This is a genomic window from Pseudomonas sp. B424, from assembly GCF_055408345.1.
In genome coordinates this window covers 36,636-58,107 of record NZ_JBUZTL010000004.1, presented here as the reverse complement: position 1 = coordinate 58,107, position 21,472 = coordinate 36,636, and the positions used below count along the sequence as shown (strand labels likewise).

The following is a 21,472-nucleotide window of genomic DNA, read 5'->3' as shown; positions in this document are numbered from 1 at the left end:
GAGGCCGCTTAATGATTCCTCAAGTGCTATATGACACCCACCTGTTTATGGGCGGGATCAGCTTTGCCGGCGACGTACCGTCCGTGACCTTGCCCAAACTCACCGTTAAAACCGAATCCTTTCGGGGCGGTGGCATGGGCGGTGAAATCGAACTGGACGTGGGCCTGGAAAAACTCGAAGCCAGCTTCGTCACCATTGGCGTGCGCCGCGAGGCCATGAAGTATTTTGGCCTGGCCGACCAGACCAGCGGCAACGCTGTGTTTCGCGGTGCCTTCAAAGGCCTCGGCGGCAAAGTCACTCCGGTCATTGCGACCATGCGCGGCCTGCTCAAAGAGCTCGATATGGGCGACTGGAAGCCCGGCGAAAAGGCCGAAAGCAAGTACGCGATGGCGCTCCAATATTACAAATTGGAAGTCGAGGGTCGGGTGATGTACGAAATCGACATGGTCAATTGCGTGCGCGTGATTGATGGCGTCGACCAAATGGCAGATGTACGCAGCGCCCTGGGCCTCTAAGGAAAACTCGCATGACCACCACCACTGAAAAGAAAGTACCGAGCTGGCTCAAACTGAGCGACGAAGGCGTCACCGTGACCCTGCGTTATCCGACCGAGCTGAACAATGTCAAAACCGACACCCTGGTAATGCGCGCGCCCACGGTACGCGATGTACGCGCAGCCGGTGCAGTCTCTGGCGGCGATGCCGAAAAGCGCGAATTGCAGTTGTTTTCCAGCCTGACCGAAGTCGCCCCCAACGAGCTGGAAGGGCTCAAGGTGGTGGACTACAACCGCGTGCAGGAAGGCTATTTTCGTCTGGTCGACGAAAGCGAACTGTAACCCCGTCACCCTGAAACAATTGGCCAAGCGCCTGGCGTCGGAAACGAGCTTTTCCGCCGCTGAGATCATGGCCATGCCGTTCTCGGAAATGATCTGGTGGCTCACGGATTGAGCCACCTGCCGCGCATCACAGGGTAGGGCAAACAGATGGCAAACAAACTCGCACTCGGGTTGGTGATCGGCGGGGCGGTCAGCTCCACCGTGGGCTCGGCCTTCAAAGAGGTGGAAGGGCGGATCAAGAAACTGGAGGCCGCCGGGGCCAAGGCCCGGGTCATGCAACGCCAGATCGGCGACACCATCCGGTTGCGCAACGAATGGAAAAAAGCCCACGACACCGGTGCCGCCGGCGCTTCAACACTTCTGAACAAACTCAATGCCAACCTCGACAGCTTGCGCAAGCAAGGGGTCGAGGTCGGACGGCTCGACAAGGCCTATCAGGCGCTGGGGCGCACCGCGCAGCAAGCGGACCTGAAAGCCAAGGGTCACACGCAAATCAACCAAGGCCGGGCCACGGTCAAAAGCAGCATTGGCAAGGCCGCTGTCGGCGTGGCCGCAATGGCCGTCCCGACCAAAGTCAGCGCCGATTACAACGCAATCATCCGTGACATCGCGATCAAAGCCGGCGTAGCCAATGCCCCGCAAGAACAACAGATGTCGCGCACCATCATCACCACCTCGCGTGACACCGGGTTGGCCCGCAACGAAGTGGCCAACGTGGTTAACGAACTGGTGGGTGCCGGCATGGACCTGGCCAAGGCGCTGGAATACGCACCCGTAGCGGCCAAGTTCGTGGTGGGCCAAGGCTCGGGCAGTGCTGAAACGGCGAAGATGATCAACGCCCTGGGGCAAAACGCCAAGATCACTGACGCCAAGGAAATGCAGCAGGCACTGGAAGCCATCGCCTTTCAAGGGCAGGCGGGCAGTTTTGAAGCCAGCGACATGGCGCGCTGGTTTCCTGAACTGCTGGCCAACATGGGCAAACTGGGCATCACCGGCATGGACGCCGTGACTCAACTGGGCGCCATGCTCCAGGTGCAAATGAAAACGGCGGGCGGCGCCGACGAAGCGGCCAACAACATCAAAAACTGGATGGACAAAATCGGATCGTCGCAGACCGTTGATGCCTACAGCAAAGCCGGGATCGACTATGAAGGCTCGATGCGTACCGGCCTGCAAGAAGGCATGTCCACGCTAGAGTCGAGCATGGCCCTGGCCAAGAAATACATCGAGCAGACCGATCCAAAGCGCGCCGCCAAAATGGCCGAAGCTACCGCGCAAATCAGCAAGGAAGCCAACCCTGAAAAAGCTAAGGCCATGATGGCCTCGCTGGAACAGGCATTGCGCACCGGCGACATCTTTGCCGACATGCAGGTTAAAGCCGCGCTCACCGCTTACATGCAGAACAAGGAACTGTATGGCAAGCTCAAACGCGAGTCGCGTGATGCCAGCGGCATCCTCGACAAAAACCTCAGCGAGCGCCGCGAATCGTCTTCGCAGAAATGGGCGGAGATGGCCCAGTCGATGGACGATGCCATGCGCTCGGTGGGTGACGCCATCCGGCCGATCACTGACGGCGTGGCCGAAGGGCTGACCTCGGTGGCCAAAGGCATTACCGCACTCAGCGACCGCACCCCGGGCTTGGCGATGGGGCTGACCGTGTTGGCCGGTGGTGCCCTGACCCTGCAAGGGTTGTGGGGCTCACTGAAAATCGGCAAGGGCTTGTTCAACCTGGCCCGGGGCGCGATGGGTGGCCGTGATGGGAAAGGCGTGCAAAAGGTTTTTGTCACCAACGCTGGCGACGGCGATGACAAGGAGGAGGGCAAAGGCTCCAAGGTTCTGGCCCTCGCCGAAATTGGCCTCAAAGCTTTCGCTGGCAAAAAGGACGGTGACGACAACGCCGCCGAAGGGGACGAAGCAGACAGCGAAAGCAAAGGCTTCAACCCCATCGAAACCGGCCTCAAAGTGCTGGATGTGCTCCGCGAAGCCAAAAACGACGAAGACGGCGGTGATGACTCCGGGCCGCAAAAAGTCTTTGTCGTGAACGCGGCGGCGATGGGTGGCGGGGGAGGTGGTGCCGGTGGCCAAGGGCGCCGTCGACGCGGCAGCAACCGCAACACTCGTCGACGCGGTGGTGGTCCGCCACGCCCACCTCGGCCGCCGGTACCACCCGTGCCACCTGTACCTCCGAGCCGCCTCGGCCGTGTGATGGGCTTTGCCAGCAAAGTGGGCAAGGTCGGGAAGATGATCCCGGGAGCCTCGCTGCTCGAGGGCGGTATGCGTGCGCTCGACACGTTCCAAAATGCCGATACTCAGGAGGCGAAGGCGGAAGGGTACGGTGCTGCAGCGGGTAACGTCGCTGGAGCATTGGCCGGTGCGGCGGCGGGCGCTGCGATTGGTTCCGTGGTCCCGGTCTTGGGTACGGCCATCGGCGGCGTGATCGGCGGGATACTCGGCAGCATGGGCGGTGAGTCCATCGGGGCCAAACTGGGCAAATCGTGGTTCGGCTCAGATGATGAAAAACCGGTGTCGTTACTGGCACAACCGGCGGGCCGTCAGAGCGTGATACCGGGCTTGCCCGGCGCTGTGCGCATGGGCGACGTTGCGCGATCGCTCGCCATTGCAACACCACAGGGGCCCCTGGCCATAGCGCCCACGGTGAAGTCGGTGCTCAAAGTCGAGCCGCCAAAGATCGATCAGAAAATTGATGTCAACGCAGCCCTGTCAATCACGGTGCAAGGCGACGTCAAAGACCCGGCCGCGTTGGCTCGGGAACTACAGCCGCACCTGCAACGGCAGATCGAGCAAATCAACCAGCAAATGTCGAACCGTAACCTCTACGACGAACCGCACCTCTGATTAAGGAGCCAACATGGCCTACATGGAGCAACTGCAGTCCGGGTTGAAGTACCTGGTTGCTGCCGGAGAAACTGGCCGACGTAGCCTCGACGGAATGCTCGGGCCGGTGAATGGCGCAATCAACGAAATCACCGGCGCCGCCTCTGAGCTGGAGGACTTGCCCTTTATCGGCCCGGCAGTCGGGGCCAAGGTGCAGCGGCTAATGCGCGGAGTCAGCGCCGCCCAAGCCAAAGCCGGAGCCGTGGTGGCCACCTACAACAAAGCCACCCGGGCAGCCTCAAAAATCGATGAACGCCTCGGCGTCCTCAAGGAGCAGACCGGAAAAGCCGCAACCGCCCTCAACAAAATTGCCGGCAATGTCAGCCCTTCGCTGGCCAACATCATCCCGACCGGCGCCTTTGGTGCAGATGCCACCCCGGCTGCCGAAGCGGTAAAACCGTTTCCACACCTGCTGATCATGCAATCGCTGAAACCGGGATCAACCCCGTTCTACTTCAACCTGGACACCGCCGCGTTTGACGAACTCAAACGCTCCAGCGAATACCGCTGGGCCTCGCAAGAGCGCCTCAGCCGTCGACCGGCCCAACAGGCAATCGGCATGGGTGAAGAACGCATCACCCTCAGCGGCTCGATCTTTGGAGGCTTCAAAGGCGGCATCAAACAACTCGACACCCTGCGCAGCATCGGCGCCCAGCTCCAGCCGCTGGGCCTGACCACCGGCTACGGCGAGGTGCTGGGCAACTGGTGCTTGAAAAACATCGAAGAAGAACAAAGCGCGCTGCTGCAAGGTGGCATCCCGCGTAAACAGGGCTTTACCTTGGAGTTTGTGCGCTATGGCGACGACCTGCAGAACCGCTAGCGGTGACGTGCTCGACACCCTCTGTCAGAACTACTACGGCCACCTCAACGGTACGATCGAAGCTGTGCTCGATGCCAACCAAGGGCTGGCCGATGAGGCGCAGCCGTTTCGGGCTGGGGTGGTTATTCACCTGCCGGATTTGCCGGTACCGAGTGATGAGGTATTGATGCTGTGGAATTGAGAAGACATCTATATTACTCACTTGCTAGCATATGGCCATTAGCGCTGACTCAATGAAAAGGAAGGTATTCAATGTCGCATAAAATAGCCAAGTGTTTTGCAGCCACCGTAGCCTTGTTCGTAGGCACGCAAAATGCGTTGGCCGACGATAACTTATTCAAAGGATATGCTTACAATTCACCTCTTGAGAGCTACAGCGTTGCTAAAGGCTACTACGATTGCTCGGAAGAGATAGGTGGCACGGCGAGGTGTATTGATGATGTGGACTTTATAGGCAATAAATTCACAGCAGCATTAATTTTTTCAGGAGGAAAACTGAGAATGGTTTCCTTGATGAGTGAATTTGACCAAGAGTTATATGCGAAAGCAATCACTACACTTTCTAAGACGTTTACTTTTGTCTCAATGATGGATGATAAAACGCTCCTCGATGTCATTGATTTGGCTGCGACTGCTAAAAGCAAGGATGAATACCGGTCAAAATTTACTAACTTCGAAAGTGTTGGGCTGAGCACGGGTAACTTGACGTATACGTTTCTGGAAGGCACCGAGGTTAAAACTAATCTTAGGAATGCTGCCAGCATGTTGGCAGCAGCTCCAGATAATGTACGCAGTGCTGATTTGATGCTTGCTGGCCAAGGTGCTGAGTCTGGTTTACTGATTCGCTTCAGCTTTCCAAAATTAGAAGCAAATAAAATACTGGAAGCATCAAAAGAACCTGCAGAGGCATTCTAAACCCTTACTGTTTTGGTCTACAAAGCCCCGCCGATGCGGGGCTTTGTAGTTTTTGGAGCAAGCATTTTGAGACCCACCTTTCGCATCGTCGCCGACGGTGCCGACATCACCGAACTGATTAATGACCGCCTGCTGTTACTGCGCACCACGGACAAACCCGGGATGGAGTCTGACGACTTTGAGTTGCGCATCGACGACCGCGACAGCGCCGTATCACTGCCAAGTCGCGGGGCCAGCATTGAGGTGTTTCTCGGCTACAGCGACACCGCTTTAACCCGCCTCGGGCGTTACACCGTAGACGAAGTCGAGCTCTCAGGTCCTCCGGACACACTGGTGATCCAGGGCAAGGCCAGCGACATGCGCGGTAGTGGCAAATCCACCCGCAGCGGCAGTTGGGAGAGCATCAGCCTGGCCAGCATCGTCAGCGACGTGGCCGCGCGTAACGGCTGGTCGCCAGTGTGCCCGGTGAACACCACGGTCCCCCGGGCAGACCAGCTCAGCGAGTCGGACTTTAACTTCATCACCCGGCTGGCCAAGCAATACGACTGCACCGCCAAAGTGGCGGATGGCAAGTTGCTGGTTCTGCAGCGCCAGGCGGGGCAGAGCGCAAGTGGCAAGGTACTGGGTGCAATCACCTTGACCCGTAGTGATGTCAGCCGCTGGCAATACCGCCTCGCGGATCGCAGCACCCACAAGGCGGTCAGCACCAAGCATCAAGACAAGAAAACCGGCAAGTTGGCCATCATCACCCTGAACAACGACGACGCCCCGGAAGGTCTACCGCCAGTACATACAGACCGTCATATATACCCGAACAAATCCGCTGCTGAACAAGCGGCCCAGGCCCGGCTGTCCGCTTTCAACCGCTCCACCGCTGCGGTGCGTCTGGAAATGCCCGGCCGCACCGACCTGTTTGCCGAACGCATGATCAACACCCTGGGTTTCAAACCCGGGCTTGATGGCGAGTACCTGGTGGACTCGGTCGAGCAGGTCTTCACCCAGAGCGGCTGGACCACCACCGTCGAATGCAACGGCGGGCAACAGGGCAAAGCCAAGGCCAAAGGCAAGAAAACCAAGGCAAAGGCAGCCCTGCAAGTTATTGAGCTGTAACCCCCAACACACCTTTATCCAACCTGCCTTGTGTGGGTTTATTCGTTAGGGCAAACCCATGTCGATTACACGGCAACAACTGCTGCAGATCCTCCCCAACGCCGGCCCAGTTGCTGGCGTTTTTGTGCCGGTGCTGAACACCGCTATGGTGCGTTACCAGATCGTTGGCCCGAAGCGCGTAGCCGCGTTTATCGCCCAGATCGGCCATGAGTCTGGCCAGCTCAAATACGTCAAGGAAATCTGGGGCCCAACGGCCGCCCAAGCTAAATACGAAGGCCGCAAAGACCTGGGTAATACCATCGCCGGCGACGGCTCAAAATATCGTGGGCGTGGCCTGATCCAGATCACCGGCCGGGCCAACTACATGGCGTGCGGCGAAGGGCTGAGCCTTGACCTGATCCAGCAGCCCGAGCTGCTGGAGACGCCACAGCATGCCTGCATGTCGGCGGCATGGTTCTGGGCGACCAAGGGCCTCAACACCTTGGCCGACGCGGGCCAGTTCGACAGGATCACCCGGCGTATCAACGGCGGCCAGAATGGCGCAGCGGATCGGCAGGCGCTGTACGCCCGAGCGCTCAAGGTGTTGGCGTGAAGATCGATGCGGTGAAGTGGGGCGGGGTGCTGCTGATCACCCTGGCCCTGATGGCTGGCAGTGCGTGGGCCGCATGGACGTGGCAGGCCAACGCCTACGGCCAGCAACTGGCTGCTAAGGAAGCTGCATACCAAACCGAACGCACCCATCTGGCCAATGCCAACGCCGCACAAATTCTGGCAGAGCAGGGCAAGCGCCTCGCCCTGGAGCAATGGCTGGCAGTCAGCGACCAATCCCATTACCGAGCCCTGACCGATGAGAAAACCAAACAGGCACGCCTGCGTGATCGCCTTGCTACTGCTGACCTGCGGCTGTCAGTCCAACTCGCCGCCGCAACTGGTTGTGACGCAGTGCAACCCACCACCCGCACCGGCGGCGTGGTTTATGGCGCCCATAGAGCCCGACTTGACCCCGCGCATGCTCAACGAATTATCGGAATCACCGGCGACGGCGATCAAGGACTGATCGCGCTGCAGGCCTGTCAGGCCTACGCCAATGAGGTCTCGGCACTGAAGTGAAGGCTGTCATGTGCTGGCAGGGTATCGTTTTCAAGCCACGCGATACCGCTCGATTTTTTGTATTTGAAAAGTAAGTAGTGCTCGTACTCACTAAAAATAAAGGGCGTGTTTCCAGAGGTGAAACCGGATATCGACTCGCTCCATTTTTCAGATGATTCCCAGGCTTTAAGCCCTTTGGAATTACACCAAGAAAGCGTAACGACGTACATGGGAGGTGGCGTTTCTAGATTCCAGCGCTCACGGCAGTATGACGGTATCTTGTGATCAATTAGCCGACGCATTCCTCCATTGGTGCCATGCACGCGCTCAACTTGACTGTTCAGCGATTTTATTAAATTTGTTGTATTAGAGTGGAATGTTGTCTTTCCTTCTACAAGCAAAATCCCTTCTGGTGAAATGATCAATAAATCAATTCGGCCATTGTCGATCATGATCTCATAAAATGCTGTTGCTTCACTCCAGGTTTCAGCTGCTGCGCTTGCAAACCGAGCGAGTATGTTCATTTCATGCGGGGCAGAATTTTCGTTATACCAGTCGATAACTGTGTTGTGTCTCCATGCTGTAGTTAGCTTTTCTGCAGTTTTGTCGATGATAGTACGAATCATTTTTTATCCTTTGGTCTACCTAAGCAGATGGATGGGAGTACACGATTTCAGCTAGCGAAATGAGTAAGCTCGGACTGGGAGGTAAGGGGATAAAGGTCCTGGAGTATCCGAGTATCTGTTTGAGTAGCAAAGATAAGGCAAAACGCCATCTCCGGATAGTCTCGGTAGAACCAGCATCACAGGTGTGCAGGCACACCTAATTGAAACGGACCACACTGTAAATTTCACGTTTATGACTTCAGCGGCTTGATCAACTCAGGACCTTGGTTTTTCACATTGCCCACAGCGCTTCCAACCGGGTACCACTCAAAGTCCTCTGTTGGCTGGCAACAGCTCAACGCCAACTCTTCAGCGACCTTTCGGTCGAGGTGGCTCCCCATCCACTCTCGCGCAAGCTCGGGTGAGAACACCATGGGCCGTCGATCATGAATGTCGACCATCCCATGATCACTGGCAGCAGTGACAATCACAAACCCATCCCCTTCATGAGGCTCCAGTCCTGGGTATACCTCGGCCAGTGCGGCGAAAAACATTGGCGCCTGACTTTTCAGGCGAATGAAATAGGGCTGTTTCTTCTTAGGATCATCCGGATTATTGACCCACTCATACCAACCATCAGCCATGACCAAGGCCCGGCCTTTGGGCCAGAGTTGCTTGAAGAACTTCCCGGTTGTGACTGTTTCCACTTTGGCGTTGATCGGGTCAGCGCGTTTGCCCTTGGCCCAGAACGGCGCCCAGCCCCAGTGGACGGGATCAATCCGCAGCCTCTCATCTACACCGTGAAGAATGCTGACACGCGTGCCTGGAGCGACGTTGTAGCGACCTATGGGCTGATTGTCATACCCGCTCACGACAATCCGGTCAGGCGCCAACACCTCAAGATAATCAGACATGCCCTGATACTGTGCAAATCGTCCGCACATGGCGGTGACCTCTTGCAAAGGGAACCCTCGCAAAGCGTAGCTCGAAGTGCTCTGGGTGTTCCTCTCGTCGAAAATCCCCACAGAAAAATTGACCAAAATCACACACCGCAGTTAGCTGTGCGTACATACAGTTAACTTAAGGCGTGCGTCATGAGTTTCACTTCTCTGGGTCTAATTGATTATGGTCGTCGGTAATCGGCCAAAAGTGGTCACTCCATAAGTCGAAATGTCCTGCAGCGATACAAGCCGAATACTACGAGTGAGAGGTCATCGCTTGCAGCACAGTTTACGGGTCTATGGGGTAGACTTGGGCTTCCCGGCAGTAAGGTCTAGTACTACAACGTCAATCATCGCACGCCGTGCTTCAGGTATGTTCTGGATCAATATATTGCGCATTTCATCTGCAGACGTTGGTGCATTGCCTCCAAGATGTTGTACCTGTAGCCGCCTTCCTGACGCAGATGGCATATCGCCAAACCAAAACACACAGTAAATACCTCGTTGCTCTGACCGCCAATCAATCAAATATTTAAGATCAAGCTGATCCGTGGCCGCTTGCCACACTTCCGAGTGCCACTGCCCTTTCACCTCCATCGGAAGTTGTAGATGGCCGCATGTGAAGGCGAGGTCTGCGCGCTTCGTATTTGGCATATCGGCTTCAGTGATGCGCTGAATACCATACTGTTGCAGTGTCGGCCCGATCAGAGCGGCTAAACGATCACGACAGCGATTTTCATTATGGGGTACACCTGACTCATTCCAGAAATCACGAACTTGATCTAGGTCGTCACCATTCAGGATCTTCTGCGCGACCACCAGCTCCTCCAGCACAAATGATTTTAGGTCATCCGCATTAGACGGAGGCCCCTCAGTCAATAACGCGCTCAAATATTTTGGTGGAATCGGAGCAAAATCTTCCTCTGCGCGCTTCTGACGCTGCTCAGCCGCCTTGTGTCGAATGAGTTCGCTATACGTATCAACTGGCCCAGCGATTAGTGTCGACATTGCTTCGATACATTCGACGCTGGCATCATTGGAAATACGATTAATCATTGCAATAAGGAAATCGGTCGCGTTGTAGTCGTTCGTGTTGCCTGAACTGGTGCCTCGGAGAGAGGATTTCGGCCACTGAGCCCGAAACTCCGAAACGATCCACTTAGCTTGTTCCAGGCTGACACGGTTTACTACGTTGTATTCGTTCAACATAAAAATATCACGCAGGTGCCAAATGAATTCCGGGTCGTGAGCGCCTACTCCTAAGACGTCAGGTCGTACCTCCTCAAAACGAACCAGAATGTCTATCGCAAGCCAAGTGAACAGACGATCAATATCTAGAAACGTCATAGCGTGGCGTGCAGTGGCAATCGACGTTAATGATGCATGCGCCCCTGAGTAATTTAGGCAGTTGATCAGTTCATCTTCCACATTAGGGGGGAGATTGGGAAACCTAATGAGCCACTCTGATGCGAGTACAGCCCCAGCCTGCTGCCAGCTTTCGTTACGTGCCAGGATGTGGAGTCCAGGCGCATGAGTACACCGGGCAACCAACGATGGCTCAATCCAAAGCCGTGCGAAATTCTCTCTATCTTGATCGGTCGGAGTTACAACCTGCTCAAGGGCATCGCGAAGCGAATTCAGATCGTCGAGGTCGGCGCACATAGAAGCATTATCATGACAGATGAGCAGCCCGGCAGTTTGAACATCCATCGAGAGGTCTGCGATCCCCAATCCTGAACGCTGCCGAGCGATCAGCCCCGCCAAGATTGCATAAGAGTAGTTCCAACGTTTGCTTTCGGAATAACTTTGAGCAATTTTTGTTGGGGACGGAGTGTCGCAACGATGAAGGACAGCTTCGAAGCCAGACATCGCGTCGCTCTCGAGTTCCGGACCGAACAAGGCGATTAGCCGCTCTGAATGAGTACATTCGTGGTAACACCCTAACCCGAGATATATTTGTGAAGGTTCAAAAATCTCGGAAAAGTCTCCTGCGCGTAATGCATCCCTTTTCAGGCTGTAATTACGGCGGGTCCATTCGTATGCAATACGTTTTTTTCTTTCTTGCTTTGCCTTTAAGTGCTCTTGTTTGCGCTTCCGTCCAGGGCTTAGAGGGTTTAGAAGCTTTTGTACATACGCCTCAAGCTGCGAATCGCCAGATTGAAACTGATAACTAGCCTCGAGCAGACCCGACTCGAAGCCATCACTACCCAAGGCAAGGCGCATGAGGTCTTTCCAGTCTTCTCGCAATGCTGGATCTTTGTTTTGAGAGCCGGAGAGCCTGCGCAGAAACCAAATGATGTCATTTGAACTTCCAGACAGTCCGACAAGGCGCCCCTCGAGGTCTATCTGCGTCATCCAAATGCTCGGCCGAGGCCGCGTTACGTACAATGCATATTCTTGAATTGCGCGACGCAACGCGTCATGCGATGCAAGCCTCGTCTGAAGCATCTTCTGCGCTGTGAGAGTGATGCTCCGAGAGCGCTTAAAGACCCCCAGCCAGCACCAAAGCGCTCCAGCGTCGCTGGGTGTAACTGTCTCCTCATCAATCGCGCGAACCATCAGGGACGCTGTAAGTTCGGCAAGATCGTTAATACTCTGCCAATCGGAGTGTTCCACCAGTGAAGCATGATCCACCAGCAGACTGATTACATTAGCCAGCCGTGCTGATGGCAGAAGTTCAGTAATGCGTCCGTAACTCCGATAAATGTGAGTCCTTTCAATTCCAGTCGATGGCAAGGGGCAGATCGTGATCCCCATTTCAGCCAATAGCGTTTCAACTAGAACCTCATCAGTTACGTCGCAATTGATCGCTTGAATTAAGCCGCGTGCTAGGCGAGTAGAGTCCTCAGTACCTTGTGCACGCAGTTTAGCAATTGCCTCTTGCCACCAGACTCGGTCGCGATGTGGCATCAATGCTTCAGCCGCGTCTTCACGTTCACGGTAGAAACGCTCTGTTGAAAGGGTTACAGCTTCTAGAGCATTTGCAAGATCACGCGCTAGTTGCGTTTGCTTACAACCAGCTATCAGGACAGCGCGCAGATTGGAATTGGTTTCGGTTGAGCTAATCGCTGCTTCGATCTTGGCGCGCAGATGGGGAATTATTAAGCCTCTCGCTGTATAGCTATCCCAATCTTGGGCTCCGAAATAGGGATCTATTTCAGCGAGAGCGTTGAGAGACTCAAGCATGCAGTCGGCTTGTTCACTGGTCAGATTGGCAGTCTCTCCGTAACGCAGCACGCCAATCGGATCGGCACCGATAACAGCTTGAGCCATAGCCGTGCTATGAAAGGCAAGCCAAGCATGCAAGCCCCGCAAGCTGGCTGGAATAGCTCCAGTACCGTGCAGCTGGGCAAGCAAGCGGCGTTGTGCACGCGGTGTCTTTGCCTCGCTCGCCAGCCAGCGAGCGCCCAGGTACTCAGCGATCACACGGTGAATAGGTTTTGCCCTACCGACACCGGCACTTTGGAACAGTTTCGACACGATTATGTCTTGTGCTGCTCCCGCGGCAGGGAGCAGTTCGAGGTCAACTAATCGAACATCGTTATCTTGAAGTTGTACAGGACCCGCAAAGTTTACAGCCTCTGAGCCGGCAAGTAGCGCCCCGGCCATGATTGCTCCAGCAGCAGACAATGCCTGGTCAGCGGCAATTTTTCCGAGACCAAGATCGTAACGGTCACTATCGTGCTCCGGCCATGTTAAGGCGCAAACTTTCTCAAAAAGAGCGGCGCGCGTTGCTGGTAACTTTGCCTCGTACTCAGCGACTTTGCCCATCAGATTGAGAGTAAGCGGATTGCCATATAAGTCGGCAACGTTATGCATTTCGAGATGTGAGATGACTTGTTCTGCATCCACCGTTGCATGTCGCTGATTCAAGAACAGCACCGCCTCGCTTCGGCTAAGAGCTTCTAGTGTAAATATGGTTGGCTGAATCGCGTAAATATGTCTCAGGTTATTAACGCTGCGCTCCTGCCATTCTCGGGCACGGCAGGTCAAAACAAATTCCGGTGCACCCGCGTCCTCCAGTTGCGCAAGAATTAGGTCAACGGCGTCCCCCTCACGGCGCGCCACGGCCTCGTCTAAGGCGTCGATTAATAACGGCTTACCCGGAATTACAAACCGTGATGGGTCTTTACTAAGCATGAAGCGAACCGCAGATATCGGTTGAATATCTAGCCTGCGTCCAATTTCTCGGATGAGCTCGCTTTTGCCCATTCCGGGTTCACCAAGTATTATTCTCGGCCCACTTATCGTCAGAATTTCAGAATCCTCTACGATTCGCACCTGTCCTTGATCGTCCGTTGTGCGAAGACAGCGAGAAAAATAGTTTATTGGTTTCATCTTGAGGACGCCTCCATGCTTGCGGCAGATCTAAGGGACAGTTTTGAATGACGACTACCGAGTAGTCCCAGCGAGAGGCATATTTGCGCTCTCAAACAGATATAGCGTATCGCAATATGCTGGATCGTCTCTAGGTTTGTAGGCGCATCACATTGGCTATTTTTAACCAGCGTCGGCTACTCCGTTGACCGCCCGCTTTTTTGGCCGATTACTGCCTGTCCCGAAGGTCAGTAATCGGCCAAAAGCAGCCATTAGCTGCGTCTATTAAAGCTCCTTGGCTATTGCATACTATTATTAATAGTCTCAGGAACTTTTAGGTAGCTGGAGATCTTTGAAATGGTGTCGTGAATGTAAATTTGTCCTTGAACCTGAAGTATCATTATAGTCTCAGGGGATGCCGAATTTTTATAGTTATTCACTAGATATGAACTTGGGTGAACCAGCTTTGAGAATAGCTTGTAAACGCTTTTGTGCTCGTCGCTAGAATCTAGCTTTTTTGCTATTTGACCTGCTGAGGCCGGGGTGTTTATTTCTGGTAATCCATATTTTGCTCTGACTTTTTTTAGTCGGTTAATTTCTTCATTTAATATTGATCTCTGGTCGGCCAAATCAGATGCTGTGTTAATGCTAAGTATCCCCTCTAGAACTTGAATATTGTCAGTAATGGCCTCTGAGTTCCATTCGTCGAGATTGTCTTTGCTCCCAATTACTGAGCGAGTTATTAGGTTGAGTTCGTAAAGATTGCGGGTTGCAAGAGCCAGAATTGAAATATGATTACCAATTGCTGTTTGAAATATATTAACACACTGTGAGTTGGCGGCTAATAGGTTCAGTAATGCTATGTTTTCATCGTTTCTGGTGCAGGTGGCATCCACCCAGTCCATTATGGAGAGAATCTTATCTTCCAAGTTTTCAAGTGCAAGCTTCAGTTCATCCTCGGTGCCAGAGGTTACATAGTCACTGATTGGTGCGGTATTATACATGCCTAGCATCCTGCTGTTAATATTTGGCGTTAACTATGTGGGATCATGCCATACACTCAGCAAACAAGTAATAGCCAGTCGCTGGATTGAGGCAGGACCTCAATCATGGTCACGCAGCGTTCAGCAGGCAACTGGGTGGCAACCTCAACAAACTGCGTTGCTACTGTTTGAGCGTCATCCGTGCCTCGACACCAACACACATAATAATATGCAGGCTCAGGGATTTTTTGAATTTGGTGCGAATAGGATCGACTAGAACCGGACTGAAACTATCGCAACGGTTGACGTTCAGGAGCTTTTCCTGCAGCAGATCAGCAATTTTCGATACGTACTGACCAAGTACATAATGCTCTCGCGCCTCATCGAGATAGTATCCAGTCCACTGGAAGGCAGTAACGATACGCTGCGAATCGTCGATCGACGAAGGTAAAGCTATGATTGGCAGATGACATTTCGTCAAGGGAGCGCAACGGTAATAAATTTCGGTTAGATGTGAATGGCCCTTGATTTCCTGAGCGCTTTTGACTGGTTGCTTTTGGCTGTTTTCTGGCCGTCACGACTGACCAGGAAGACTGCAAAAAACCCACATCAGGAGTTGTCGCTTTCCATCAAACGCAATAACTCTGACCTGATTTGATCTAGTTGTGGTTGCGCTCTGGTCATTGACACAGATCAAGGCGGCGCAGCTAGAGGGATTTGCTGCGCTTGTTAATATTTTATAATTGGCGCTTTCAGTTCTACTGATAAATCTACCCGCATGCGTGAATCAGGTAGGTACAGCGACTGGGCGGGGGACCGGCTTTTGCTCAATCTGCGCATACTGTCAGCTTTTGGCCTAGGCTGTGTATAAACATCTTGAGCGCGTCAGGTACTCAAAACCTGACTGGAAATCGCGTTTCTACGCGAAATTCACATCTGCAAAATTTCAGATTTAACGTACACGCGCGCAGTTCAATTTTTGGCGAAGCGCTTTTACACACTCTGGGCCGAAAGCGGTCGGTCGTGAGCGGCTGCTTCCGGCCATTGGGAGGCCCAGGCTGTACCGCATATGACCATAGCCGTCAGGCCAGCAAAAAAGAATCTGACGCTTAGGCTCACTGGCGGAGACGGATTAGTCATCTCTGGTACGAACGTCTTCTATGGGTCGGATAGCGCCCCCCACGCTGTGTGACTGATCCATCCTTGTCCTCCCTCAACGTGGAGGACAAACCATGAACACTATTGCTACATGCAGCCATCAGCCTTGGAACAAGGGAAAGCTTGTCGGGCAGAAAACCCCGCTCCGAGTCAGAGATATTTGGGCCATCCGGGTCAGGCTCCAGCTTGCGGAGAAGACACGGGATCTGGCTCTCTTCAACCTAGCCATCGACAGCAAACTGCGTGCCTGCGACTTAACCAAGCTGCGAGTACGAGACATAGCCCATGGGGAACATGTGTCGTCACGGGCCATGGTGATGCAGCAGAAAACTCAGCACTCAGTGCAATTTGAAATCACTGAGCAAACCCGAACGGTTCTGGAGGCTTGGATGCATCAGGCCCAACTCCGCAGTGAGGACTTCTTGTTTCCGACCCGGTTGCACGACTCAGATCATCTCTCCACCAGGCAATACGCTCGAATAGTCAAAGCCTGGGTGACAGCCATTGGCCTTGACCCAACTATGTACGGTACCCACACGCTACGGCGAACCAAGGCATCACTGATCTATCGCAGGACGAAGAACCTGAGAGCTGTCCAACTCCTGCTCGGTCATACGAAGCTTGAAAGCACCGTCAGATACCTGGGAATCGAGGTCGATGACGCCCTGGAATTGGCGGAACATACCGAAGTCTGACCACCCACTGCGACGGTCGATGCCAGACCGTCGCTGTCCGACCCAATGCAGTCGGTGGCGAGAAGGCAGGAGTTAGCCGAGCTTTGCCGGTCGAGACCACCCCAATGTAAAGATCCATATCCATTGCAAACGCCTAGTCAGCTCGAATGCGAATTGGTGATCAAGTGCATCTAGTTAGGCAGTGGTCGTAGACGGGCCTTGCGTAACACTGCATACGAGGGATGACCACGGTAATAGCCAGCTATCTACCAATAGGCAATGAGCCATCACTCAGTTACCCTTCTGGCGTACGAAACAGCTGCCCAGCTTTTGGGGCGAAGGAGCCACTCGGGCAGCGAAAACCATAGAGTAAGGGAAGCGCCTTGATATCATCTTTCCAAAAAGACGGCATTACGATACCACTGACAAGATCTCCTGCCCTGGGGGCTGAGAGCGCGCCGCTTTATGCCGCTGACTCAATGACTCTACTGGTCGGCCCTAATGGCAGCGGTAAAACCCGCATCATGATGGGCTTAGCATCAAGCCTCGTGCGCAAAACGCAGACTAGCGAAAAGTCTATGAGAATCAATTGGGAGAGCGAATACGATCAGGACTCAACATGCGTAGTTTATTACACTCCAGTCCCGTACCATTTGTCCACACCACGCCACAGTAAACAATGTCGCTTTATAAAAACAAGCTTAGCGTCAACTGCCAGGCCATTGAGTGACGAGCACAAGCACATCATTGAACTATTGAAGAATGAATTCGGATTAGATGCCAAGATAGTCTTAACGCTACCCAAGCTAACAGAGTCAGATATTGATCAGGTGATGACCCAAGTATTTAGTCAATACAGAGGCGTTACCGACGAATGGATAATTCCGCTCGTGGCTCGACACCAAGAGCTCAACCAGCGGAGAGTGCGTGCTGACGGAACGCGAGACTGGAGCGGGGAGGAATCTCTAAGGAAATATCGAAGTTTGTTAGCCAATGATTTCGCCAAGGAATTACAACGTCAACTAGGCACTGCTTTCCCCCTGAAAATCAGGGCATTTTCGCACATTCAGTCGGGTCGTTCGCAATCGATCAGCGCGCAAAACCAGATCCTTGCGGCCTTGGGGTTTTCATTCAAACGCCCTATCTCTAAAAACCCCACAGTTCCAAAGAGAAAATTTGAGGAGACCCTAGTCAAGCTTCAAAAACTTGCGAACATCTTGAATGACCCGAAAATAACGCGATCCTTATATTATGTGAATGACGAGCAGAGTGAACGAATTAAAGCCTTACAGCTTGGCAAGCTTGGGCAGTTAAGCCTAACCGAACTTAGCTCTGGAGCAGCCGCGTTAATACACCAGTTTTCAAGCATTGAAATGGCATGCGCAGATCTCCTGAGTGAGAACCTATATGAAAACTTGGTACTATTGATTGACGAAGGTGACGCCTTCCTGCATTTAGGATGGCAGCAAAAGTACGTAGATTACTTGGACAAAACGGCAGCACTATTGAAGCGAAAATTCAGAAGTGTTCAGGTCGTACTGGCAACTCACTCGCCCGTGCTCATGTCCGACTTCCCCCGTGAATGCATCTCTATCCTTGATAGCAAAAACTGGTTTGAAGATCTGGTGGAAAGCACCCCTCCTTTGACACCTAGCGAGTCGTTTGGAGCCCCGTTAGACGCAGTGGTTCGTCAAGTCGGACAGACCGGCACCATGGGTGCTTTCGCAGCCCAGGCGATCAAAAGCGTTGTGGAAGAGATATCTCAAGGGAAACAGGTGTCACCCGAACGAATCTCCATGATTGGAGACCCTGTGATTCGCAGGCAGGTCACAAAAACGGTTTTTGAACAAAAGCTTCAGAAACCAGAGGTTTGATATGCAAATCAACATTTCAGATATCTGGTCAGACGCTGTAAAACAAAAGCACCAATCGTTTGTCGAAGGAAAGATCAATAACGCCCTGCCTCCTCGGAATGCCCTGATAGCCGAGCTGCTAACAGTGCACGGCGCTTATTTGGCTATTGCTCGTCCAGAAACGTTGAGAACAATCATTAAAGTAACTGAGCAAAAGCTAAAAACTGTACCAAAGGACGAGCGCATCGCCTTTCAAGAGGAATGCACTAGAATTTTCGACTACGGTCGATTCGCCGCAAAAAGCACCAAGAGCTGGAATGCTTACAGCTTGTGCATGACTTCCAACTACCGCCTGTGCCCCTACTGCCAGCAGAGCTTAGCCGTAACCATATATCGAGATAGCAAAAGCGGCGCGTTGCGACCTACCCTTGATCACTTTTACCCCAAACACAAGTACCCCTATCTCGCATTGTCGCTCTACAACCTGATACCGAGCTGCCACCCTTGCAACAGCTCTCTCAAAGGGCAAAAAGACTTCTACAAAAATGAGCACTTACACCCTTATGAGGATGACGAGGCTATTTGCTATGACTTTGACATAGCATCTTACATCCAACATCGCGAGTTAGCGCTCACCACCCCAATACCACAGGTCAGTATCCGAAACCTTCCTAGCCCTCATAGACTTTACGGCAAGCTTCAACGGTCCATTACGACGTTTCTTGCTCAAGAACGCCTTGCCATCTCAGAGCCGGAAATTAGTCGTTTTATAGAAACTCTGCTTATCTATAGCCCAGAAAGGCTAGAGGAAATCAACCACACTATATTTTCAAATTCCAGCTGGGCCCTTACTCCTGAAGTCGCTATAAACTTTTCACGAGCCGACTACAAAAACGAATGGCTCGGCGCAATAAAGCGCGACCTGTACGATGCTGGTTGGGAACTCTAAGATTGTGCGCTGGCAGCATTGACCATTGAGGGGGCTGAGCAGGCCCCACTGCCCCAACGCCCGCTCGCCTGAAGTGGTCAACTGATCCTGGGCATTGCGTTAAGTTGTTCCTCGGCGAGGCTAGCGCAGCCGGCGGCTACGGCTTGTGGCTGAGCCATAGCCGCTGGGGTGGAAGGGCAGCTTCTGGCCGATAGCAGTCGTTGCATGAGCGCTGCCGGGTTAGCGTTTGGGCGGGCCTGTGGGTTGCCATCTACAGGTTTCAGCTGGTCTGTGAGCCCCGTTCTAGGCAGGTACAAGGCATTTTGCTATCATTCTCCTTTTACCTATGCCTACAAGGATTTTCGTTGTGCCTAAGTTCTTTTCTTCGGACTGTGTGATTTCTAACTTGAGCCGGATTCATGCTGGTCAGAATGTGTTCAAGGCATCGATTGATGGGCGTCAGACCGAGCGTCTCGCGATGGAACCAGAGGTTTATCAGTATCTGTCTGGGATCGGTAAAGGTACTAAAAATCGCGTGTGGTTTTTTGCGCCGGGCTTCAAAAAAGCACTGGTCATTAGCGGCATAGAAAATGCCGTCGGTGAGCGTCAAGTCATGAAAAGTAAGCTCTCGCACAAATTATATAACCTGACAATTCGCCCAGCCTGTGCGGGTTTTCTGTTCTGGCTTTTGAGCTGGGTGGTTTTAATTATTCCGGTTGCACTTTATGCGCACAAGGTTGCTGAAAGGTCTTGGAAGGGGCCGGGAGAGACCATCTACAACATCATTAATCCGATTGGGATCTATGGCGGTATCGCTGCGGCCATCGGGCTTAGTTTTTCAGCCTGGCATCTGTATAAAAAACTGGCCAACCTGGACGCCTGGCAGTCCGGTGAAACCACCCCTTATACCAAGGCCGTTAAACCAGCCTTTGGCTCGGGGTTGGCTGCAAAAGCCAAGGGCTAAATCATCGGCTGATAGCAAGCTCCTGATAAAAAACCCGCCAATGGCGGGTTTTTTTGTGCAGGAAATTTAACAATAAATGCGTTATGTGCAACCTTTCGCTCGCTTACCCTGGCTCGGTTTAACGACCGCGTTGGGTCGCTAGTGGTCATAGCCCAAGGGCAGCTATCGACCCTAAGCAGCCTCTGACCATCGGCTGCTATCGGTCGATTGAATTGGCTAATCGGTTCCGCTTTGCACATCACCGCAAACCCGGAGCCGTTGGCAAAACACGCTCTCCAGCGCGAAGCGGTGATCCCTTTGTTCATCCATGATTTAACGGTATGTTGAAGTCCTCAACTCAAGGACGACCCATGGCCATCCACGCACCCACCCCCACGCAAAAACACTTGGCAGTGTTAATCGATGCCGACAATGCCCCCGCAGCAATTGTCGAAGGTTTATTCGAAGAAATCGCCAAGTACGGTGTCGCCAACGTCAAGCGGATCTATGGCGACTGGACTGGCCCTCAGTTGGGTGGATGGAAAAAGGTGCTACTCGACCATTCGATTCAGCCTATCCAGCAGTTCGCGTACACCAAAGGTAAGAACGCAACAGACAGTGCCTTGATCATCGACGCAATGGACCTGCTGTACACCCGACGCTTCGACGGTTTCTGCCTGGTTTCGAGCGACAGTGACTTCACCCGCCTCGCTTCGCGGTTACGAGAAGAAGGTTTGACGGTCTACGGGTTTGGTGAAGAAAAAACCCCGAGACCGTTCGTGTCGGCCTGCGACAAGTTCATCTATACAGAATTGCTGCGCGGTGAAGTGCTTGTTGTTGCAAGCAATGGACATGATCGACCCGAACCCGAGCCACCCGCCGAAATCGAGGTCGTCAAAGTCGCCAGTACGCCCGAGGTAAAAAAGCTACCCAAGGCACCAGTAAGTTTCATCGCAAAGATCTTGGATGACATTGCCGACGAGGACGGCTGGGCTCACTTGGGTGCACTGGGCACCAACATCAGCAAATTGAGGCCTGAGTTCGACCCTCGCACCCATGGTTATAAAAAGCTCAGTGAGTTGATCAAGGGGTACCCGGATACGTTTGAACTGCAAACTAGAGGAACGTCGGGAGTGGGCGGTTCAATACTCTATGCCCGGCACCGACAGCCGAGCTCATAGCCCCCTATCACCAACGACCGCTCTTGGCCGAAAGCAGTCAGCTCAGCGTTAATTGACTGGGAACGGCTGTAATCAAAAGCGGGTGGGTGATGCGGTACCGAAACTGCGCAAAACCTACCCTGCAGGCCACGGTTTACCGTTTGCCTACGCACGAATCGCAGTACATTTTGCCATCATTCATAATTATCTTTTTCTTTTAATTACAATGAGTTACGAGATTTTAAG

Annotated in this window: 18 protein-coding genes; 14 read left to right on the top strand and 4 right to left on the bottom strand. The window is 53.3% G+C overall.

Annotation, left to right across the window (positions count from 1 at the left end):
• The first annotated feature begins 11 nt into the window (after positions 1-11).
• The 9 genes from ACZRMS_RS06830 (at position 12) to ACZRMS_RS06790 (ending at position 7,685) form a co-directional block, all read left to right on the top strand.
• The gene (locus ACZRMS_RS06830) at positions 12-515 is read left to right on the top strand and encodes a phage major tail tube protein (protein WP_095032254.1); all 504 of its coding nucleotides are present in this window, start codon (positions 12-14) and stop codon (positions 513-515) included.
• Positions 516-526: 11 nt separating this feature from the next.
• The gene (locus ACZRMS_RS06825; RefSeq protein WP_146383607.1) at positions 527-835 is read left to right on the top strand and encodes a phage tail assembly protein; all 309 of its coding nucleotides are present in this window, start codon (positions 527-529) and stop codon (positions 833-835) included.
• Positions 836-982: 147 nt separating this feature from the next.
• Complete coding sequence (locus tag ACZRMS_RS06820; RefSeq protein WP_463994675.1) at positions 983-3,691, top strand: phage tail tape measure protein; 2,709 nt, start codon at positions 983-985, stop codon at positions 3,689-3,691.
• A 13-nt stretch (positions 3,692-3,704) separates the two neighbouring features.
• The gene (locus ACZRMS_RS06815) at positions 3,705-4,550 is read left to right on the top strand and encodes a phage tail protein (RefSeq protein ID WP_463994674.1); all 846 of its coding nucleotides are present in this window, start codon (positions 3,705-3,707) and stop codon (positions 4,548-4,550) included.
• Positions 4,525-4,731, top strand: a complete 207-nt coding sequence (locus ACZRMS_RS06810) for a tail protein X (RefSeq protein ID WP_463994673.1) — start codon at positions 4,525-4,527, stop codon at positions 4,729-4,731. Before ACZRMS_RS06815 ends, ACZRMS_RS06810 begins: the two co-directional genes overlap by 26 nt.
• A gap of 71 nt (positions 4,732-4,802) precedes the next feature.
• Positions 4,803-5,465, top strand: coding sequence for a hypothetical protein (locus ACZRMS_RS06805; protein ID WP_463994672.1), 663 nt, complete (start codon positions 4,803-4,805; stop codon positions 5,463-5,465).
• A gap of 66 nt (positions 5,466-5,531) precedes the next feature.
• Positions 5,532-6,575: a phage late control D family protein gene (locus tag ACZRMS_RS06800; protein ID WP_463994671.1), complete on the top strand. Its 1,044-nt coding sequence runs from the start codon at positions 5,532-5,534 to the stop codon at positions 6,573-6,575.
• 58 nt (positions 6,576-6,633) lie between these two features.
• Positions 6,634-7,167 carry a glycoside hydrolase family 19 protein gene (locus tag ACZRMS_RS06795; protein WP_463994670.1) on the top strand — a complete coding sequence of 178 codons (534 nt, stop codon included), beginning with the start codon at positions 6,634-6,636 and terminating at the stop codon, positions 7,165-7,167.
• Positions 7,164-7,685, top strand: a complete 522-nt coding sequence (locus ACZRMS_RS06790) for a lysis system spanin subunit (protein ID WP_463994669.1) — start codon at positions 7,164-7,166, stop codon at positions 7,683-7,685. The genes ACZRMS_RS06795 and ACZRMS_RS06790 overlap by 4 nt, the downstream gene beginning before the upstream one ends.
• Here the strand turns inward: ACZRMS_RS06790 and ACZRMS_RS06785 are convergent.
• The 4 genes from ACZRMS_RS06785 to ACZRMS_RS06770 all read right to left on the bottom strand — a co-directional run bounded on the left by ACZRMS_RS06785 (position 7,655) and on the right by ACZRMS_RS06770 (position 14,531).
• A complete protein-coding gene (locus tag ACZRMS_RS06785) occupies positions 7,655-8,290 on the bottom strand; it encodes a hypothetical protein (RefSeq protein WP_463994668.1) in 636 nt (211 codons plus the stop codon). The two genes, ACZRMS_RS06790 and ACZRMS_RS06785, sit on opposite strands and share 31 nt — an antisense overlap.
• A 230-nt stretch (positions 8,291-8,520) precedes the next feature.
• A complete protein-coding gene (locus tag ACZRMS_RS06780) occupies positions 8,521-9,213 on the bottom strand; it encodes an SOS response-associated peptidase family protein (RefSeq protein ID WP_463994895.1) in 693 nt (230 codons plus the stop codon).
• A gap of 294 nt (positions 9,214-9,507) precedes the next feature.
• Complete coding sequence (locus ACZRMS_RS06775) at positions 9,508-13,548, bottom strand: NACHT domain-containing protein (protein WP_463994667.1); 4,041 nt, start codon at positions 13,546-13,548, stop codon at positions 9,508-9,510.
• 278 nt (positions 13,549-13,826) lie between these two features.
• Complete coding sequence (locus ACZRMS_RS06770) at positions 13,827-14,531, bottom strand: DUF5677 domain-containing protein (protein ID WP_463994666.1); 705 nt, start codon at positions 14,529-14,531, stop codon at positions 13,827-13,829.
• Positions 14,532-15,742: 1,211 nt separating this feature from the next.
• Here ACZRMS_RS06770 and ACZRMS_RS06765 point away from each other — a divergent pair.
• The 5 genes from ACZRMS_RS06765 to ACZRMS_RS06745 all read left to right on the top strand — a co-directional run bounded on the left by ACZRMS_RS06765 (position 15,743) and on the right by ACZRMS_RS06745 (position 21,247).
• Positions 15,743-16,363, top strand: a complete 621-nt coding sequence (locus ACZRMS_RS06765; protein WP_463994665.1) for a tyrosine-type recombinase/integrase — start codon at positions 15,743-15,745, stop codon at positions 16,361-16,363.
• Positions 16,364-16,725: 362 nt separating this feature from the next.
• A complete protein-coding gene (locus ACZRMS_RS06760) occupies positions 16,726-18,216 on the top strand; it encodes an AAA family ATPase (RefSeq protein WP_463994664.1) in 1,491 nt (496 codons plus the stop codon).
• Between the two features lies 1 nt (position 18,217).
• On the top strand, positions 18,218-19,144 hold the full coding sequence (locus ACZRMS_RS06755) for an HNH endonuclease (protein WP_463994663.1): 927 nt from the start codon (positions 18,218-18,220) through the stop codon (positions 19,142-19,144).
• A 346-nt stretch (positions 19,145-19,490) separates the two neighbouring features.
• Positions 19,491-20,087 (top strand): hypothetical protein, encoded by a 597-nt coding sequence (locus ACZRMS_RS06750; RefSeq protein WP_463994662.1) that lies wholly within the window; start codon positions 19,491-19,493, stop codon positions 20,085-20,087.
• A 350-nt stretch (positions 20,088-20,437) separates the two neighbouring features.
• Complete coding sequence (locus tag ACZRMS_RS06745) at positions 20,438-21,247, top strand: NYN domain-containing protein (RefSeq protein WP_159259626.1); 810 nt, start codon at positions 20,438-20,440, stop codon at positions 21,245-21,247.
• Positions 21,248-21,472: the final 225 nt, after the last annotated feature.